Annotated in this window: 19 protein-coding genes; 12 read left to right on the top strand and 7 right to left on the bottom strand. The window is 63.3% G+C overall.

All coding sequences use genetic code 11. The features are described from left to right. Positions 1-5: 5 nt before the first annotated feature. The 3 genes from AC1L34_RS12010 to AC1L34_RS12000 are packed head-to-tail and all read left to right on the top strand — an operon-like array spanning position 6 to position 2,213. Complete coding sequence (locus AC1L34_RS12010) at positions 6-332, top strand: DUF2516 family protein (RefSeq protein WP_424294643.1); 327 nt, start codon at positions 6-8, stop codon at positions 330-332. Positions 333-342: 10 nt separating this feature from the next. After that, positions 343-1,128, top strand: a complete 786-nt coding sequence (locus AC1L34_RS12005; protein WP_424294642.1) for a MerR family transcriptional regulator — start codon at positions 343-345, stop codon at positions 1,126-1,128. After that, positions 1,125-2,213, top strand: a complete 1,089-nt coding sequence (locus AC1L34_RS12000) for an alpha/beta fold hydrolase (RefSeq protein WP_424294641.1) — start codon at positions 1,125-1,127, stop codon at positions 2,211-2,213. Before AC1L34_RS12005 ends, AC1L34_RS12000 begins: the two co-directional genes overlap by 4 nt. Positions 2,214-2,220: 7 nt before the next feature. Here the strand turns inward: AC1L34_RS12000 and AC1L34_RS11995 are convergent, their stop codons facing one another. Further along, complete coding sequence (locus AC1L34_RS11995) at positions 2,221-3,315, bottom strand: UDP-N-acetylmuramate dehydrogenase (protein ID WP_424323885.1); 1,095 nt, start codon at positions 3,313-3,315, stop codon at positions 2,221-2,223. Between the two features lie 24 nt (positions 3,316-3,339). Between AC1L34_RS11995 and AC1L34_RS11990 the strand changes: the two genes are divergently transcribed. The 6 genes from AC1L34_RS11990 to AC1L34_RS11965 all read left to right on the top strand — a co-directional run bounded on the left by AC1L34_RS11990 (position 3,340) and on the right by AC1L34_RS11965 (position 7,980). Further along, positions 3,340-3,828, top strand: a complete 489-nt coding sequence (locus AC1L34_RS11990; protein ID WP_424294639.1) for a DUF2505 domain-containing protein — start codon at positions 3,340-3,342, stop codon at positions 3,826-3,828. A gap of 22 nt (positions 3,829-3,850) precedes the next feature. Beyond that, the gene (locus AC1L34_RS11985; RefSeq protein WP_424323886.1) at positions 3,851-4,363 is read left to right on the top strand and encodes a DUF2505 domain-containing protein; all 513 of its coding nucleotides are present in this window, start codon (positions 3,851-3,853) and stop codon (positions 4,361-4,363) included. Further along, entirely contained in the window at positions 4,360-5,154 is a 795-nt protein-coding gene (locus AC1L34_RS11980) for a class I SAM-dependent methyltransferase (RefSeq protein ID WP_424323887.1), read from the top strand. Before AC1L34_RS11985 ends, AC1L34_RS11980 begins: the two co-directional genes overlap by 4 nt. An 84-nt stretch (positions 5,155-5,238) precedes the next feature. Then, complete coding sequence (locus tag AC1L34_RS11975; protein WP_424323888.1) at positions 5,239-6,000, top strand: hypothetical protein; 762 nt, start codon at positions 5,239-5,241, stop codon at positions 5,998-6,000. Positions 6,001-6,023: 23 nt separating this feature from the next. Beyond that, positions 6,024-6,848, top strand: coding sequence for a carbon-nitrogen hydrolase family protein (locus AC1L34_RS11970; RefSeq protein ID WP_424323889.1), 825 nt, complete (start codon positions 6,024-6,026; stop codon positions 6,846-6,848). Beyond that, the gene (locus AC1L34_RS11965; protein WP_424325243.1) at positions 6,841-7,980 is read left to right on the top strand and encodes an LmeA family phospholipid-binding protein; all 1,140 of its coding nucleotides are present in this window, start codon (positions 6,841-6,843) and stop codon (positions 7,978-7,980) included. Before AC1L34_RS11970 ends, AC1L34_RS11965 begins: the two co-directional genes overlap by 8 nt. A gap of 139 nt (positions 7,981-8,119) precedes the next feature. On the opposite strand, the gene deoC is transcribed toward AC1L34_RS11965, so the two are convergent. Continuing rightward, positions 8,120-8,797 (bottom strand): deoxyribose-phosphate aldolase, encoded by a 678-nt coding sequence (gene deoC, locus AC1L34_RS11960; protein WP_424294633.1) that lies wholly within the window; start codon positions 8,795-8,797, stop codon positions 8,120-8,122. A gap of 27 nt (positions 8,798-8,824) precedes the next feature. Between deoC and purU the strand changes: the two genes are divergently transcribed. Further along, positions 8,825-9,715 (top strand): formyltetrahydrofolate deformylase, encoded by an 891-nt coding sequence (gene purU, locus AC1L34_RS11955; RefSeq protein ID WP_480034805.1) that lies wholly within the window; start codon positions 8,825-8,827, stop codon positions 9,713-9,715. An 18-nt stretch (positions 9,716-9,733) separates the two neighbouring features. Here the strand turns inward: purU and AC1L34_RS11950 are convergent, their stop codons facing one another. The 4 genes from AC1L34_RS11950 to AC1L34_RS11935 are packed head-to-tail and all read right to left on the bottom strand — an operon-like array spanning position 9,734 to position 14,180. Further along, complete coding sequence (locus tag AC1L34_RS11950) at positions 9,734-10,879, bottom strand: acyl-CoA dehydrogenase family protein (RefSeq protein ID WP_424294631.1); 1,146 nt, start codon at positions 10,877-10,879, stop codon at positions 9,734-9,736. A 10-nt stretch (positions 10,880-10,889) separates the two neighbouring features. Then, positions 10,890-12,575, bottom strand: coding sequence for a class I adenylate-forming enzyme family protein (locus tag AC1L34_RS11945; protein ID WP_424294630.1), 1,686 nt, complete (start codon positions 12,573-12,575; stop codon positions 10,890-10,892). A gap of 27 nt (positions 12,576-12,602) precedes the next feature. Further along, the gene (locus AC1L34_RS11940) at positions 12,603-13,343 is read right to left on the bottom strand and encodes an SDR family NAD(P)-dependent oxidoreductase (RefSeq protein WP_424294629.1); all 741 of its coding nucleotides are present in this window, start codon (positions 13,341-13,343) and stop codon (positions 12,603-12,605) included. A gap of 30 nt (positions 13,344-13,373) precedes the next feature. Beyond that, positions 13,374-14,180 (bottom strand): enoyl-CoA hydratase/isomerase family protein, encoded by an 807-nt coding sequence (locus tag AC1L34_RS11935; RefSeq protein ID WP_424323129.1) that lies wholly within the window; start codon positions 14,178-14,180, stop codon positions 13,374-13,376. Positions 14,181-14,339: 159 nt separating this feature from the next. Here AC1L34_RS11935 and AC1L34_RS11930 point away from each other — a divergent pair, with 159 nt between their 5' ends. Beyond that, positions 14,340-15,008, top strand: a complete 669-nt coding sequence (locus AC1L34_RS11930) for a TetR/AcrR family transcriptional regulator (protein ID WP_424294627.1) — start codon at positions 14,340-14,342, stop codon at positions 15,006-15,008. On the opposite strand, the gene AC1L34_RS11925 is transcribed toward AC1L34_RS11930, so the two are convergent. Continuing rightward, the gene (locus tag AC1L34_RS11925; protein WP_424323128.1) at positions 15,005-15,766 is read right to left on the bottom strand and encodes an SDR family NAD(P)-dependent oxidoreductase; all 762 of its coding nucleotides are present in this window, start codon (positions 15,764-15,766) and stop codon (positions 15,005-15,007) included. The two genes, AC1L34_RS11930 and AC1L34_RS11925, sit on opposite strands and share 4 nt — an antisense overlap. A 58-nt stretch (positions 15,767-15,824) precedes the next feature. On the opposite strand from AC1L34_RS11925, the gene AC1L34_RS11920 reads away from it, so the two are divergent. After that, positions 15,825-16,958 (top strand): ROK family transcriptional regulator, encoded by a 1,134-nt coding sequence (locus AC1L34_RS11920; protein ID WP_424323892.1) that lies wholly within the window; start codon positions 15,825-15,827, stop codon positions 16,956-16,958. Positions 16,959-16,970 lie beyond the last annotated feature (12 nt).

The raw sequence follows: 16,970 nt of genomic DNA, 5'->3' as shown, positions 1-16,970 counted from the left end.
GAATCGTGAGCACAGAAGTTTTCGTCCATTACGCGCAGTTGTACATCCTGATCGCCATCACCCTCGTCTCGGGGATTACGGCCCTGGTGGCACTCGTGCACGCGGCAATCACCCGACCGGATGCCTTCACCGCCGTGGATGCGCAGTCGAAGACCTTTTGGGTGGCTGTCCTCGCCGTCTCTGCTGTGGTCATCTTCCTGATTCAGGCCACGTTCGGCTTTGGCCTCATGTTCTTCCTCGCAGCAGTCACGGCCGTGCTCGTTTACGTCGTCGATGTCCGAGTCCGGGTCGACGACGTCCTCGGTCGTTCGTGGTTCCGGAAGAACGCGTAGACGCTGGCACATGAACGAGTTCCGCATCAACGAACTGGCCCAGGTTTCCGGCGTCAGTGTTCGGAACATTCGCGTCTACCAGGACCGCGGGCTGCTGCCGCCGCCGACGATTCGCGGTCGCACGGGCTGGTACTCCGACGAACATCTTGTCCGGCTGAACCTGATTTCGCGCATGCTCGAACGCGGTTATACCTTCGCCACGATCAGTGAATTGCTGCACGCTGCTCACTACGGAATGAAGGTGGAGCACGTGTTGCGGGCACCCGCCAAAGGCGGCCGCATTCGCAGCTTCAAACGGGCGGCGACCATCACCTTCACGGAGCTCAAGAAGTCGTTGGGTGCCAGTGAGCGCACCATCAGCCTGAGTCAAAAGTTGGGGCTGCTGACCAAGGATGGGACGCACTACGCGATCCGGAATCCCGAAGTGCTCGAGGGTGCCGAAGCGCTGGTGAAGGGCGGCATTGACATCGATGTCCTCCTCGACCGGTGGGTGCGCGTGGAGCAGGACCTGACGGATGTGGCGCGCAGCTTCGTCACGATTATCACCGACACCTATTTCGACGAGAACCTGCCAAACCTGGGTGAGGAAAAACTGGCGAAGATCGCCGAACTCATTCAGACCGTCCGACCGATGGCGCACGAGATCGTAGAAACCACATTCATGCGCGCCCTCGATAACGAGATCTCGCGTGCGATTGGCGAGGCAACCAAATTCTTCGACGCGACGGTGGAAGGTGAGGCCGACGTCGAGGCGGACCGTACGGGTGGGAATCAAATGGGGAAGGTCAAGGAATGACGGGGAAGAACGTGGCGAACAGCAAATGGGCTACCGCCCGGCGATGGGGCTTGTACTCCGCAATCGGTCTCGCCGGGGCGACGGCGGCACAGTTCGCAATCACCGGCTCGGCGATGCTCCGCGAGGTACTCAAATACCCGAAGCCGATCGACGATGGACCCGATCCGCTGCTGGAGCAGCCAACGCACGCCATGCGGTCGTCGGTGGTGGGCACCCCGGATGGTGCGCTCTTGCATGTAGTCGCCTCGGGCGATGTGAACGACTCGGACGAGATCTTGGTCCTCATTCACGGGTGGACGTGCAATACCTCGTTCTGGAACCCGCAGTTCAACCACTTCGGTAGCTCGCGTCCGGTCATCGCCTACGACCAACGCGGTCACGGACTGTCGGAGTTGGGCCCAAACCGGCCGACTGTCGACATGCTGGGGCAAGACCTGCAGGCGGTGCTTGAGGCAATGATCCCCGAGGGGAAGCGTGCGGTGCTGGTGGGCCACAGCATGGGCGGCATGACCATCATGTCGTGGGCGCAGCAGTTCGGTGCGGGCATGGAAGAAAAGATTTCCGGCATCGTTTTGGTCTCCACGGCTGGGTTGGGCGTGATCCAGCGTCAAGAACTGATCCCGGATTCGCTGCCTGCACTGGCGCGTCCGGGCAAGGCCGTGCTGACGAAGTTCTTCACTTCGGCGCCCCTTCCGCTGCCGAGTAACTCGACGACTTCGCTGTTTTCCCATTACGTGACATTGGGACCGGTGGTGCGAAAGGCCTACGTCGATTTCACCGACGAGATCGTCGCAGCCTGCTCGGCGAAGGCTCGTGCGGCGTGGGGCGCGGCAATGTATCCGCTCGACGTGCTGTCGGGGCTGGATCGGATCACCGTTCCGACATCGGTGGTGGTCGGCTCTGCGGATCTATTGACGCCGGTTAAGCACGCTCAGGAGATGGCCACCATCCTCAGCAGCCGCGGCTTCTTGCACTCCTACACCAGCTATGAGGGCGCAGGCCACATGGTGCCGATCGAGCGTGCCGACGCCTTTAACGCACTGATTGACGAACTCCTCGCCGACGTGAGCGTGGCAGCGGGCTAGCCGGCACTTAGTTTTTTTCGGGCATCGCGCAGTTCACGAACACGGGCTCGGGGTGCAGTTCGACACCGAACGCTTCGCATACTCCGTCGCGCACACGTCCGGCGAGGGCCAGCAGATCGGCGGTCGTGGCCGACCCCCGGTTCGTCAATGCGAGCGTGTGTTTGGTTGACAGGCGTGCTGGAGCGTCGTCGGACGGGAAGCCCTTGGTGAACCCTGCACGCTCAATCAACCACCCCGCGGAGAGCTTCACGCCGGCGTCGGCGGGGTAGCGCGGGACGGAGACGTCGGTACCGAGTCGGTTGGTGATGCGTTTCAGAATGGCGTCGAGGTCGCCCTCGGCGACGATCGGGTTGGTGAAAAACGACCCCGCGCTCCAGGTGTCATGGTCGGTGGGGTCGAGCACCATGCCCTTGCTTGCTCTTAATTCAAGGACGCGCGACCGGACATCTGCAGCATTGGCGGTGCCGCCCTCGGCGACGTCGATGGCACGTGCCAACTCGCGGTATGCGATGGGCGCCGACCGCTGTTCCGGATTGAGCCAGAACGAGACGGCCAGCACTACCTGGCTGTCGCGTCCCTTCAAATTGCTTGTGCGGTAGGCCAATTCGAGGTCGTCGGGACCCACCCACGAAATATTTCCGGTGGTGCGGTCAAGCAGTCGAACGCGGCGCAGGACATCGGCCACTTCGACACCGTAGGCACCAACATTCTGTACCGGGGTGGTGCCCGCGGCCCCCGGGATTCCAGATAAGCACTCAAGGCCACCGAATCCGGATTCGACGGTGGCGGCGACCAACGCATCCCAGTCAGTTCCGGCTTCGGCGGTGACAAACGGGCGGCCGTCTTCCTCGCCATACTCGATCCCGGAGGATGCGATAACGACCGCCGTCCCGTCGAACCCGTCATCGCCGATTACCAGGTTGGAGCCGCCGCCAATCAACAGCACGGACTCGGCTCGGGCATCCAAGTCACGGACGGTCTGAACCAAAGCCTCGGTGCTACCGCACTCGATGACAGCCTTGGCTGGTCCGCCCAGGCGCAGGGTCGTCAACGATGCGAGGGTGGTGTCCGGTGAACTTGCCATGTGGTGTGAATCAGTCACGCCAGTAACGGTAGCCTGGCTTCCATGTCGAGCAAGTTCGAGCATTCGGTCAACTACCCGTTCCCGGTCGCCACGCTGTGGGCCCTGATTAGCACTGAGCAGTACTGGCGGGACCTCCTGCAGGCGACCAATGCAGAACACGGCTCGCTGGAGTCCTTCGCCATCAACGGTGACGAGGTGACCGTGGTGACCAAGCAGGGCGTCGGTGCGGAAAACTTGCCGTCGGTGGTGACTGCGGTCCGTCCCGGCGATGTTGAAATTCCGCGGACCATCGACTTCCGTTTGGTTGGCGACGTCATTGCCGGAACCATGAACGCCTCGGTGAGTGGCGCGCCCGCCAAGATCCGCGGCGACATTAACATCGCAGGTAATCCCGCTGTTGCGCAGTACTCGGGCGAGGCCGACGTGTCGATTCCGTTCGTCGGCGGCAAGATCGAAAAGGCCATCATCGAACAGGTCAGCCAACTGCTCGACGCCGAACGCGACGCGACCGTCGATTTCCAACAGGGCTAAATCTGCCGTTAGGCTGTCTCACATGGCACGACGGCTCAGCTATTCCGCTCGCTACACGCACGCTCCGGACACGATCTACCAGGCGCTCTCACAGAAGAGGTACTGGGAAGACCTGATGGAGGGGTTCCGTGAGCTGACGCCGATCTCGAATGTTGAAGAGTTCGAGGTCGGTGGCGACGGCGTCCGCGTCGTTCTGCACCAGACGATCACGCGCGACATGCTGCCGCCGATTGCGCAGACGGTGATGCTCAAGGACATGTTGATCACCCGGGTGGAAACCTACGGTGCTTTCGATCCGTCCAATACGGCTGGCACCTACATGGCGTCGATTCCCGCTGGCCCCGGGTCGTTGACCGGCGCGCAGGAGCTGTTTCCGACCGAAACCGGCTCCACCATCCGCAAGACCACCGAGGTCAAGGTTTACATCCCGTTCGTCAACGCCAAGCTCGAGCAGTTGATGCTGGTAAACCTTGTCGACCTCTTCCGGGGTGAAGCTGAATTCACCTCTAGCTGGGTCCAGGACAACCTCGGGTGAAGCGGTCCGGCCCACCAGCCGGACGACCCCAGGGGCGAGTAACCCGCGGAACGACCAATATCAACCGGCTTCGCCGTGTCGATCGGGAGATGGCTGCCGATCCACGTATTAGGGCCGCGTGCAATGTGCCGTGCCCGTTGGCGGTTGATCTCGGCTACGGTGGACGCCCGGACACTGCGGTCGAGATGGCTGTGCGACTTCGCAAACGCATCCCCAACCTGGAACTCGTCGGCCTGGAGATCGACCCGGAACGGATCGTTGAACCGCGCGACGGCGTCCGCTTTGCGCTCGGCGGCTTTGAGCTTGCCGGACTGCGGCCCAATCTGGTCCGAGCCTTCAACGTGCTTCGCCAGTACAACGAAGACGAGGTGGCCGAGGCGTGGCGGCAAATGCAGGCATCCCTCGCGCCGGGCGGGGTGATCGTCGAGGGGACGTGCGATGAGATCGGACGCCGATGCTGCTGGATCCTGCTCGACGCGCAGCGGCCCCTGCAGTTGACGCTGTCGTGGTCGCCCGGGCACACGCGGCATCCTTCGGAATTGGCCGAGCGACTCCCGAAGGCGCTGATCCACCACAATGTGGCTGGCGAAGCGATTCACGAACTTCTTTCCACGGCTGACCGCTGCTGGGACCGGGCGGCCGGGCACGAGGTTTTCGGCCCGCGCGACCGCTGGCGCTACGCCCGCGAAATGCTCCGCGACTCCGGCGTCGACGTGTCCATCCCGCGCGGGCGCCGCGTCGATAACCTGCTGACAGTTCCGTGGGAGTTGGTCTCGCCCGCAGGCGTCTGACGTGACTCGATCGAGGAGTTGAGGGGCCGTCATCCGTTTGGGTGGATACTCGGAGATGCCGGAAGTCAGTACTACCATGGGCGCATGTCAACACCTGGTCAGCCAAACGATTCCAGTTTCGGGCCGTATCCCGGTGTCGATAATTTTGCCGAGACCGCCGCGCGCCCGATGCCTCAAGCCCCGATGCCGCACGCCCCGATGCCGGGACCCGGCTACCCGGGCGGTGCCTATCCGCAGCAGTACCCGACCTACGCGATGCCGCCGGAGAAGCCCAAGCCGCCGGTATTCATGATCGTCGCGCTCACAGCCATCGTCATCCTGTTGGCTGCCGCCGCATTTGTGTGGATCAAAGTCGCCAACTCCGGCGACGACCCAGTCGCCGACCAAGCCGCCGTCACCGAGCAGCAACAGCAGCAACCGCAGGCGCAGCCGACCGTGACGTCAGTCGTTGCCGATCCGGAAACTGAAGCGGCAACCCAACTGCGCAATCAAATCACCACCGACGCCGCCCTGTTCCGCAGTTCGCTCGCCGACCGGTGGACCGCGCAGATCAGTGCAAAGCGTCCCGGCCTCTATGCCGAGAATCGGACGTGGGACAACCGATCGATCCTGTCCGAGTTCCAGGCGATGCAAAGCCGGTACCCGCAGGTCAAGCTGATCGACTCCAGTGCATGGCCGGTCTTCTCCGAAAGTGGCTGGATGGTGACCGTATCGGCACAGGGCTTCGCCACCGCAGAATCCGCGCTGGCATGGTGTCGCGGTAATGGACTCGACAAAGATCACTGCTTCGCCAAGCTCATCAGCAGCACTCGCGGTCCCGAGGGATCTACTCTCTATCAGAGGTAGCGAAGTCCATCTGAGGGAGATTCATGCGACTGGCAATGGCGCAGATCAGCTCAAGTGAGCATCCGGTCAAGAACCTCGAAGTAATCCGTGATCGAACACGGGATGCCGCAGCCAACGGTGCCGAACTCATCGTGTTCCCCGAAGCCGCCATGTGTCGGTTCGGTGTGCCCTTGACCTCGGTAGCACAACCGCTCGACGGCCCTTGGGCCAATAGTGTCGTTCAATTGGCAGACGACCAGCAGATCACGGTCATCGCCGGAATGTTCACCCCGGCCGCCGACGGACGAATCCACAACACGATCCTGGTTGCCCGGCCCGGGCGCGACCCCGTCGGCTATCACAAGATCCACCTGTTCGATGCCTTCAATTTCGCGGAATCCCGGACCATCGCGCCCGGCTCCGAGCCGCTTGTCGTCGACGTCGCCGGCACCAGCATTGGTATCGCCACCTGCTACGACATTCGATTCCCCAACCTGTTCACCGAGCTCGCGCGTCGCGGCGCTCAAGTCATCGCAGTCCCGACGTCGTGGGGGAGCGGCCCGGGCAAGCAGGCCCAGTGGGAGACCCTCACCGCAGCGCGGGCTCTCGACTCGACGTCGTTCATCGTGGCCGTTGGACAGGCCTCGCCTGCCGACCCCGAAGTCGCGAAGTCCTCAGCTCCTACGGGGATAGGGCATAGTCGGCTCTTAGATCCGTTCGGTAGCGTTGTCGCGGAATACGACTCCACGGTGCAGGCCGGTGTTCATGACATCGATCTGGCCCTGACAGACAAGGCGCGCACGGCGCTGGCCGTTTTGGCTAACGCCCGAGAGATTCCCCGCCTGGATCGGACCGCACCGCATGACTGATGAGCAGCGACCGCCGCAGCCCGACGACGACGCGTCGAACATCGACGACCCCACCGTGCCGCATGCTGAACCCGCTGAAGCGGTAGAGCCTGCCGAGCCCGCACCGGCTACCGATCCGGAAGCGAGCGTGCCGGAGCCGAGCCTGCCCGAAGCGGAAACGGTGCCCGACGATGCGGGCTCGTCGATCGACGAGACGCCGACCGGGGAAGTCATCACCGGGCCGATTCGTAACATCCCGGGGCCGCAGACGCAGGCCTATTCGCAGGCCGGGAACCCGCCGACCAAGCAGATGGAGGCGCTCGATTCCAGCGCATTCGAACCGATTCCGCCGGTCAATGCCGGTCCACCCGGGCCGCCGACGTCGCCCGGTGCGGTCCGCACCTCGCCGTCGAAGAAGCGGCCGCGGGGTCGCACCATCGGGTTGGTCGCGCTGGCGGTCGTACTGGCGCTGATCATCGCGGGCGTCGGGACCGAGCTGTATATGCGTCACAAGGTCACCAACTGCCTGCAGACGTCGTTCGAGAACCTCACCGGTGCCAGTACCGATGTGTCTGTGTCGCGGAGCCCCATCGTGTTCTCCGTCGTCAGTGGCGAGGTTCCGTGGGTTCAGGTCGATACCACTGACGGCAGCAGCAGCACGATGCGACTTCATGCGCGCGCCGAAGGCATCAGCACCGACGGCGGAACGGTCAAAGCGCTGGGTGGCAATGGCTACCTTCCGTACGAGCGGATCACGGCGTTGAGCTCGGATACCGGTGGGGGTCAGTCGCCGATCCAGAAGATCTCTGCGGACAAGTCGGCGGGGACCCTGAAGATCGAGACGACCGTCAACTTCACGATCATTCCCGTCCCGGTCACCGTCACGCTAAAGCCGGTCTTGAAAGACGGTGCGGTGACCTTTGAGGTGAAGGAAGCGACCGCGCTGATCTTTGGTATCGGCACGGACTTTGCCCAGCCGATCGTCGACCAAGTCACCGCCAGCATGTTTGGTCCGCTCTTCAAGCAGATCCAAGTCACCAAACTCGACGTCGGTACCGACGGCATCGACTTCGCCTTCCAAGGCAAGGACGTGAACTTGAAGTCCGCCGCCGAATCCACCGGCGGCCAGGGCGGCAACAGCTGCTCGATGTAGCCCCTTTTCGCTTCGCTCAAATTCCGCTTTTCTGTCACGATTCGACCAGACCGTCACCACACGCCGCGATCGGTGACGGAAATGCAGACCGTCGGCGTGTGGATGTGACAGAAAAGCGAAGAATTTCCGGCGTGGCTACTCACTCGGGGAAGCCGTCTAAGACGGCCCGTGTGCCTGACAGTCCGAGGCGGGAAGCACCCGCAGCGATGAGTTCGGCGGCGAAATCGGCCGTGCGGATACCGCCGCTGGCCTTGACTCCGATGGTCGGTCCCACGGCCGCGCGCATCACCTCGATGGCGTGAACACTGGCGCCGCCTGCGGGATGGAAACCGGTCGACGTCTTCACAAAGTTGGCGCCCGCTTTCACCGCCTGCCGGCACACCTCGGCAAGACCCTCGTCGCCGATAGTTTCCAGCAGTACTGCCGATTCGACGATCACCTTCAAAACCGCGTCGGGGCCGATGCCTTCCCGGACCGTCATAACGTCGGCGAATACCTCGTTGTAATTGCCGGCGACCGCAGCGCCGACGTCAATCACCATGTCGACCTCGTCGGCCCCGGTGTCGACAGCGAGGCGGGCTTCAGCGGCTTTCACGAGCGAATGGTGCTTGCCCGACGGGAAGCCAGCCACCACGCAGGTCTTCGCCGAGCCGGTGTCGATTGGCAGCATCGACGGCGACAGGCAGACCGCGTACACGCCGAGCTCGAGGCCCTCGGCGATGGTCTTTTCGGCGTCGGCAAGGGTTGCTTCGGGCTTGAGAATTGTGTGGTCGACCATCGCTGCGACGGCCGCTCTGGTCAGGTTGGTGTTGATCACGAATTCGAGCTTGGCACACTTAGAGAGGTGACCAACTCCCAGATCTCATCTGATGACGGTGAACGACGCTTCGTTTTGACCCTCGGCTGCCCTGACCGCACAGGTATCGTCGCTGCTCTGTCTGGTTTCCTGACAGGGGTCGGCGGGTGGATTACCGAGGCCGCCTACCACTCCGATCAGACCACCGGATGGTTCTTTACCCGCCAGGCGGTGCGGGCGGATTCGGTCAGCATGACCGTCGATGAGTTCCGTAGCCGCTTCGCCGATGTCGCTGCCATGTTCGGTCCCGAGGTGGAATGGGAAGTTACTGACACCGGTGCCCCGAAGTCGGTGGTGCTCCTGGTCAGCAAAGACAGCCACTGTCTCACCGACCTGTTGGCGCGGGCCGAACGCGGCGACCTCCCGGCCAAGGTGTGCGCGGTCATCGGCAATCATCGCGATCTTGAAGAGATCACCGCCCGCTTCGACGTGCCGTTCCATCACGTGCCCTTCCCGGCCGACGGCAAGGCCGCGGCGTTCGCGGAAGTGCGACGCCTCGTCGACGGCTATAACCCCGATGCGATTGTGTTGGCGCGCTTCATGCAGATCCTTCCGGCCGAGCTGTGCGAAGCGTGGGCGGGTCGGGCGATCAACATTCACCACAGCTTCCTGCCGAGCTTCATCGGTGCGCGGCCGTATCACCAGGCGTTCAACCGCGGCGTGAAACTTATCGGTGCCACATGCCACTATGTGACCGCCGATCTGGATGCCGGTCCGATCATCGAGCAAGACGTCAGTCGCATCACGCACGACTATTCGGCAGCCGACATGGTCCGCCAGGGTCGCGACATCGAGACGCTGGTTTTGGCACGCGGTGTGCTCTGGCATCTGGAGAACCGCGTCCTCGTGCACGACCGCAAGACGGTAGTTTTCGCCTAAACACGCGGTCAGCTGGGCCTACAGACCTAGATCTTTCGCGATGATCGTCTTCATGATCTCGGTGGTACCGCCGTAGATCGTCTGAATTCGGGCATCGACGAACGCTCGTGACACCGGATATTCGCGCATGTAGCCGTAGCCCCCATGCAGTTGAAGGCAACGGTCGGCAACCCTGACCTGCAATTCTGTGGTCCACCATTTCAGCTTCGCAGCGCGGGCCGCAGTGAGTTCGCCCGCCACGTGTTCGACAATGCAGTCGTTGAGAAATGTCCGGGCCAAGTCGAGTTCTGTCGCGATCTCGGCCATCACGAACTGGGTGTTCTGAAATGATCCGATGGGTGAGCCGAAGGCACGACGCTGCTCGACGTACTCTCGCGTCGCCGCAAAGACGCCTTCGGCGGCGGCAACCGCACCGACCGACAACGACAGTCGTTCCTGCGGCAGGTTTCGCACTAGTTGATAGAAGCCGTCGCCTTCGGCACCGAGGCGATTGCGCACCGGAACCCGCATGTCGGTAAAGGCCAGTTCGCTGGTGTCTTGGGCGTGAAGGCCGATCTTGTCGAGATTGCGGCCGCGACTAAATCCGGGCGTGTCGGCGTCGACCACGAGCAGCGTTAGGCCGCCGTGCCGTTCGGGACCGGTCCTAACTGCCACCACAAACAACGTGCCGTTCTGGCCGTTCGAGATGAAGGTCTTGGCACCGTTGACGACGTAGTCGTCGCCGTCGCGCACCGCGGTGGTCGCGATGCCTGCGAGGTCGCTGCCGGTGCCGGGTTCGGTCATCGCGATTCCGAGGACGCTGGTGCCGGTCACGATGCCGCTGAGCCAGCGCTGTTTCTGCTCGTCGTTGGTGAGATCGGTGAGGTAGGGGAGGACGACGTCGTTTTGCAGGGAGAATGCGATCGCGGCGGCGGCCGCGCCTTGGCGCCCTAGAGCGTCGACGATGATGGTGTTGTATCGAAAGTCATCGACCCCGGGACCGCCGAACTCTTCGGGGACGGAGAACGCCAGCAGCCCGTGCGATCCGGCGTCGGTGAACATCGACGCGGGTAGGCTGCCAGCCTGTTCCCATTGTTCGTGGTGGGGCACAATTCGATCGGCGACGAAACTCTCCGCGAGGTCGCGGAACGCTCGGTGCTCGGCGTCCAACGGTAGGGAAGTCATGGGATCCTCGCTAGTCCTGGGGAAGTTGAGTGCTACTCGACGGTGTGTGGAAACGATCGGCGATCATGTCGTCCCGGGCTTGTTCGGTTGCCCGGTAGTGCAACTTTTTGCCCGTCGCCGAGACCGGGAACTGCTCGACGAAGCGATAGGCGCGGGGGCGCTTGAATGACGACAGCATCGGGTGATGGTGGCAGTGCTCATCGAGGTCGGCGGCAGTGACCGGTTCGGTGTCGTCCGCGCGGACGATGTATGCCACGACCAGCTGGCCCCACTCGTCGTCGGGCACGCCGACGACTAAGGAATCTGCGACCCCGGGGTGGGAGTTGAGGGCTTCTTCGACTTGCACCGGATGGACGTTTTCGCCGCCCGACAGCAGCATGTCGTCTTTGCGCCCGACGATCGTCACGAACTCGTGCTCGTCCCAGGTGGCGAGGTCGCCGATGTAGAGCCAGCCGTCGCGGAACTTTGCGGCGTCCTGCGCTGGATTGTCGAAGTATTGGCCTGCGCCCTTCGGCGACCGGACGATGACCTCTCCGACGCTCTGCCCGTCCCGGGGCACGGTGTCGCTCGGGTCGGCCAGACCGCCGTCGTGGACGGCAACGACCGCTACGTCGTCGTCGATGCAGGCGCGGCCTGCCGTACCCGCCATATCGGGAAGATCCGACGGTCGTAGGAAGGTGTTCCAGAACCCTTCTGTGCTCCCGTATCCGTTGAAGATCCGTGGGTTGAGGATGTCTTGGTAATGCAGTGCCGCTTCGCGTTCGAGCGGCGCACCCATGGTGACCAGTCCCTTCAGCGACGATAGGTCGCGTGGCTTGGCTTCCTGGGCGCGGGCCAGCAGGGCCAGGTTGGTTGGCGCACCGATGAGGAAGGTGAGACCGGTTTTCTCGACAAGGTCGAGAGTGCGGTCGGCGTCGAAGGCCGCCATCGGCACTAGGGAACTGCCCAGGTAGAACGTGGGATTGGGGCCGGCGCAGTAGAGCCCACCGCGGTGAAACCACGGGGTCATGTTGAGTGTCTTGTCTTCTGGCGACAGCGGGAAATGCATGATGACGTCGTGGGCGCTGAAGATCTCGATCATGCTGTTCATCGGTACGGCCTTCGGCATGCCCGTGGTTCCGGAAGTGAAGAGGCGTGTGGTCTCGTCCCACACGGTGCGCGAGGGTGCGGGTGGGGCCGCGCCTTCGATGAGAAGGTCGCGATAGCGAATCACTTGGGTTCCCGGTGGCGCGGTGACGGGTTCGCCGGTGCCGACGGCCACAATGACCGCGGGGACGTGGGAGGTGTGCTGCAGTGCGGCGGCGACGACCTCGTTGAGGGAGGTGTCGTAGACGAAGACGGCGGGAGTGGTGCTGCCCAAGATGAACGCCGTCTCTCCTGCGGCGAGTCGAAAGTTCATCGGTGCGCCGACGACCCCGGCGGCTTGGGTCGCCAGGTACAGTTCGGCAAATTCGACGCCGTTGAACAGTTGATAAGCCACCACATCGGTGGGCGCGAGGCCGGTTGCGAGGAGCCCGGCCGCGAGCGCATCGACCCTGGCCCCCAGTTCGGCGTAGGTGATGACCTGCTCGGTTTCCGCGACCTGGATGGCAGGTCGGTTACTGAACCGGTGAACGTTTCGGCGAAAGCCGTTCAAGTAGGTGAAGTCGTGCTCGAAGTATTCGCGGTAGGCGCGAGCGTCGTATTTGTACGACATGGTGGGGCTCCTTCGCAGTGGCTGGGTTTAGCCAGCCATGGTGAGGCCGCCGCTGGCGCTGATCACCTGGCCGGTAATGAACGAGGCGGCATCGGATGACAGGAAGACCACTGGCGCGGCGATCTCGTCGGGACGCGCGAGGCGGCGGAATGGGATGGCGCGGACCAGCGCTTCTTTCAGTTTGTCGGCCTGTGCCTGAAACAGTGGTGTGTCGGTGGGCCCGGGACAGACGCAGTTGACGTTGATTTGGTGGCGGGCCATTTCCCTGGCGAGGGATTTGGTGAGGGCTATGACGCCGCCTTTGGCTCCCGCGTAGATGGTTTCGCCCGCGCTGCCGACGCGGCCTGCGTCGCTTGCGACGTTGACGACTCGACCACCGGTGCCAGCTTCCACCATGCCCGGCAGGAACGCGCTGTTCATGTACACCGGGCCCAAATAGTTGATCGCCACGACCTTCTGCGCAAACTCCGGGGTGGCGTTGAGGAATTGGTCGGTGCGATCCCAGCCGGCAGCGTTGACGAGGATGGTGGGGATGCCGACCTCGGCGTTGACACGGTCGCGGAGGGCGTTCACCTGCACGGCGTCGGCAACGTCGACCGCCATCGGGTGGATGCGTCCGGCGGCACCTTGCTCGGCGGTGGCCGTGGCACCGGCGACGTCGAGATCGGCGGCAATGACGGTGTCGCCGCGTTCGGCCAGGGCCAGCGCGATCGCGCGGCCGATGCCGGATCCGGCACCGGTGACAACAGCAATGGCGGGTGTACTCATGAGTGGGTCCTTACGAAGTGAGCGGTGGGGTCAGGCTGTTGGGGTGGCGGAAGGGAATTGGGGCGCGCGCTTTTCTTGCAGTGCGGTGTAGCCTTCGACGACATCTGGTGCCATGAAGCAGAGCATTTCGTAGGCGGCCGACTGGTCGAAGATGGGGCCAGCCATGCGCATCCAGTTGTTGAGCGCCTTCTTGGTGTAGCGGATCGACATCTGCGATCCCGTCGCCATGACTTCGGCGATGCGCAGCGCCTCGGTGAGGACGTCTTCGCGGGGGAGGGCCTTCGTGACCAGGCCAATGCGTTCGGCTTCGGTGCCGGTAATCATGTCGCCGGTCATCAGGTAGTACTTGGCCTTGGCCATGCTGGTCAGTAGTGGCCACATGATGGCCGCATGATCGCCTGCGGCAACACCCAATTTGACGTGTCCGTCGCCGATCTTCGCATCGGCGGCGCAGATTGAAATGTCGGACAGCAGTGCGACGACGGTCCCGGCGCCGACGGCGACACCGTTAACGGCGGCGACGATGGGCTTGTTGCAGTCGATGATCCCGTAGACGAGGCGGCTCATTTCGTCGAGCATGGAGGCTACGCGTTCGTGATCGCCCGCCATTGCTTGCACCATCGCGAGATCACCGCCCGCAGAGAATGCCTTGCCAGCACCGGTCACTACCGCGACGCGGGTGAGTGGGTCGGCCGAGATTTCTGGGAAAACGCGGGCCAGTTCGGCGTGCATTGTCTCGTTGGTGGCGTTGTACTTTTCGGGGCGATTCAGGGTGACCAGGAGGACGCCGTTGTCTCGGCGCTCGAAGAGAAGATGCTGGTAGTCGGAGAAATTCATGGGAACCATCCTTGGTTGGCGGGGCCGATGTGTCAGAATGAATGAATATTCATTTGAGTTGAACCTACGTTCATTATTGGTGGCCGTCAAGGGCTTTGATTACCGAAATGAATATTCATTCATCTACCGTTGGGTGGAACCCACTGCAGGAAGGGCCCAATGACCGAGGTACTCGATCCAGGACACGCGGCGCGAGAAGCACGCGCCGCGCAGCGCTCGCGACAACTGCTCGACGCTGCTGCTCGGCTGATGGAGAAGACCGGCTCGGAAGCGGTCTCCATGCAGGCGCTTGCGGCGGAAGCCGGTGTCAGTGTCGGCTTGATCTACCGCTACTTCGGCAGCAAAGACGATGTCCTGCTCGCGGTAATCATCGACGTGCTGAACCAGTTCGAAATCGAGGTGCCGAAAGCAATCGCCGAGGCTGGATCGGATCCGGTCCGGCAGATGGCGGCAGCGTTCGGTGCCTACTGCCGAGTGATCGACTCGCGTCGGCACGCGGCGCTGTTGACGTACCGCGAAAGTAACGCCCTCGATTCGGCTGGCAGGCAGCAGATCAAGACACTGGAACTTACGACCATCGAACCAATGCAACAGGCCATCGCCGACGGTATGGCCGATGGGCGACTGGTAGCTCGGCACCCCGATCTCGTCGCCTACAACCTGCTGCTCTTGGCGCACGCGTGGGCCCTCAAGCACTGGTATTTCGAGCGCACACTCGACATTGAGGGCTACATCCGGGCGCAGTTGGAGCTTTCGTTGCGGGCGTTGATCGCCCCAGATTTCGCCGACGAGTACCGCGATTTGCTGGGTGGGGCGCCGGCGGCCTAGCCGGTCTTGATGTTGCGGCGAGAGGTCGCTTGGTCGCGGGGGCGCACCACGATCTGGTCGAGGTTTACGTGCGATGGCCGCGACGCGGTGAACGAGATGAGCTCGGCGATGTCGTCGGCCACCATCGGCTGCAGGCCCTCGTAGACGGCGTCGGCGCGGTCGGCGTCGCCGTCGAAGCGGACGAGGGAGAATTCCGTTTCGACCATGCCCGGGCAAATCTCGGTGAGGCGAATCGGCTTACCAATCAACTCCAGTCGCAGCGTCCGGTGCAGAACTCCTTGGGCGTGCTTGGCGGAAGCGTAGCCCGCACCGCCGTCGTAAACCTCCAGCGCGGCAGTCGACGTGATCGTGATGATGAGGCCGTCGCCCGAAGCTTCCAACTTGGGCAGTAGGGCTTTGGTGACGCGTAGGGTGCCGACGACGTTGGTCTCCCACATCCAACGCCAGTCCTCCAGATTCGCCTCCGACACCGGAGCCAACCCCTTGGCGCCGCCCGCATTGTTGACGAGGACGTGCACTTCGTCGAGGGTCGCGGTGAACCGATCGACGGAAGCCGCGTCAGTCACATCCAAATACATGGCACGACCGCCGATCTCGTCAGCGAGGGCCTCAATGCGGTCGATGCGGCGGGCCCCGAGAACGACGGTGAACCCGTCGCGGGCGAGGGCGCGTGCCGCCGCGGCACCGATGCCTGAACTCGCGCCGGTGACGACTGCGATCTTGCCGTTGCTGTTGACTGATCCGCCGGGGTTATTCATATGAACACTGTAGCGAGCACGGTGATCGGCGACACTTGGCTGCTGATAGGTTCGAGTTATGTCCGTCAGCGGTGTTGTCGCCGCCCCACTCCATTTCGGGTCCGGCCCGGCCGCCGCGGTGTTAAACGCTGTCCGGGTGGGCGCTCCGGCGACCCGCGATCAGCTTGTCGCCGACACCAAACTGTCGGCGGCAACCGTGAACCGGCAGGTCAACGCGCTCTTAGAGTGCGGCTTGGTGATCGAACGCCCGGACTTGCTCGGGCATTCCGGGGTCGGTCGCCCCAAAGTGCCGCTGACCCTCGACCGCGACCAGTTCTGTGTTGCGGGTATGCATGTTGGTGCGAGGCGGACGGCGCTGGTGGTCGCCGACCTCGGTGGCCGCATGCTTTACAGTCATGCGATCCGCACCAAAGAGTTGGCCGACGCTGACGCTGCCGTGGCCGTCGACCGACTGTGTGCGCTGCTCGCCGAGCTCGCTGCCCGCTTCTCGGGCCGACGCGTCCTGTGGGCAGGCGCCGCCATCGGTGGGGTCGTTGACGATGCGACCGGCGTCGTCGACCACAAGATTCTGAACTGGGAACGACAGCCGCTCGGTGCCCGACTGCATGCGGCGTTGGGTGTCAACGTGTCGGTGGCCGAACATGTGCAGGCGATGGCGGCGGCGGAACTGTTGCTGTCGTCGTCGTTGCAGCGCACCGGTTCGAGCTTGTTTTTCTATGCCCGTGAGACGGTCGGCATGGCGTTGATCGTCGACGGTGAGGTCCATCAGCCAGCGCGTGGTGCGGGCGTAATTGCCGGATTGCCGGTGCGCGCAGGAATTTTCGCCGACGACCCGGTGGCCCCGCTGCAGTCGGTGATTGGTACGGCGGCGACCAAAGCTGCCGCCGCGCGTTTGGGTGTGGATGACACTGCCGGAGTGGTCGCGGACGATCGTGCGCGCGTCCTCGGCGAAGCTGTTGCCGTGATGCGCGACGTGTTGAATCCCGACGAGATCGTGGTGGCTGGCGAGGCGTTTTCGGCGCACCAGCATGGGCTCGCTCCGGTTCAGGCGGCCTTCACAGCGGCGACGCTGCTGCCGCGGCCGCCAGAAATCATGCCGACGTCGTTCGGTGTTCAGGTCCCCGAAGCATCCGCTGTCGCCGTCGCCCTGTCCGCCGTCTACGCCGATCCGCTCGCCGTCGTCGGGGCGTAGTCGTACCCGCCT

Source organism: Gordonia sp. 34D, assembly GCF_056682775.1.
This window is presented reverse-complemented; position numbering and strand designations above follow the sequence as displayed.

Bases quoted from the DNA above. Each gene is read 5' to 3' on its own strand.
- AC1L34_RS12005 (WP_424294642.1), top strand. From the start codon at position 343: ATGAACGAGTTCCGCATCAACGAACTGGCCCAGGTTTCCGGCGTCAGT.
- AC1L34_RS12000 (WP_424294641.1), top strand. From the start codon at position 1,125: ATGACGGGGAAGAACGTGGCGAACAGCAAATGGGCTACCGCCCGGCGA.
- AC1L34_RS11990 (WP_424294639.1), top strand. From the start codon at position 3,340: ATGTCGAGCAAGTTCGAGCATTCGGTCAACTACCCGTTCCCGGTCGCC.
- AC1L34_RS11985 (WP_424323886.1), top strand. From the start codon at position 3,851: ATGGCACGACGGCTCAGCTATTCCGCTCGCTACACGCACGCTCCGGAC.
- AC1L34_RS11975 (WP_424323888.1), top strand. From the start codon at position 5,239: ATGTCAACACCTGGTCAGCCAAACGATTCCAGTTTCGGGCCGTATCCC.
- AC1L34_RS11970 (WP_424323889.1), top strand. From the start codon at position 6,024: ATGCGACTGGCAATGGCGCAGATCAGCTCAAGTGAGCATCCGGTCAAG.
- AC1L34_RS11965 (WP_424325243.1), top strand. From the start codon at position 6,841: ATGACTGATGAGCAGCGACCGCCGCAGCCCGACGACGACGCGTCGAAC.
- AC1L34_RS11950 (WP_424294631.1), bottom strand. From the start codon at position 10,879: ATGACTTCCCTACCGTTGGACGCCGAGCACCGAGCGTTCCGCGACCTC.
- AC1L34_RS11945 (WP_424294630.1), bottom strand. From the start codon at position 12,575: ATGTCGTACAAATACGACGCTCGCGCCTACCGCGAATACTTCGAGCAC.
- AC1L34_RS11940 (WP_424294629.1), bottom strand. From the start codon at position 13,343: ATGAGTACACCCGCCATTGCTGTTGTCACCGGTGCCGGATCCGGCATC.
- AC1L34_RS11935 (WP_424323129.1), bottom strand. From the start codon at position 14,180: ATGAATTTCTCCGACTACCAGCATCTTCTCTTCGAGCGCCGAGACAAC.
- AC1L34_RS11930 (WP_424294627.1), top strand. From the start codon at position 14,340: ATGACCGAGGTACTCGATCCAGGACACGCGGCGCGAGAAGCACGCGCC.
- AC1L34_RS11925 (WP_424323128.1), bottom strand. From the start codon at position 15,766: ATGAATAACCCCGGCGGATCAGTCAACAGCAACGGCAAGATCGCAGTC.
- AC1L34_RS11920 (WP_424323892.1), top strand. From the start codon at position 15,825: ATGTCCGTCAGCGGTGTTGTCGCCGCCCCACTCCATTTCGGGTCCGGC.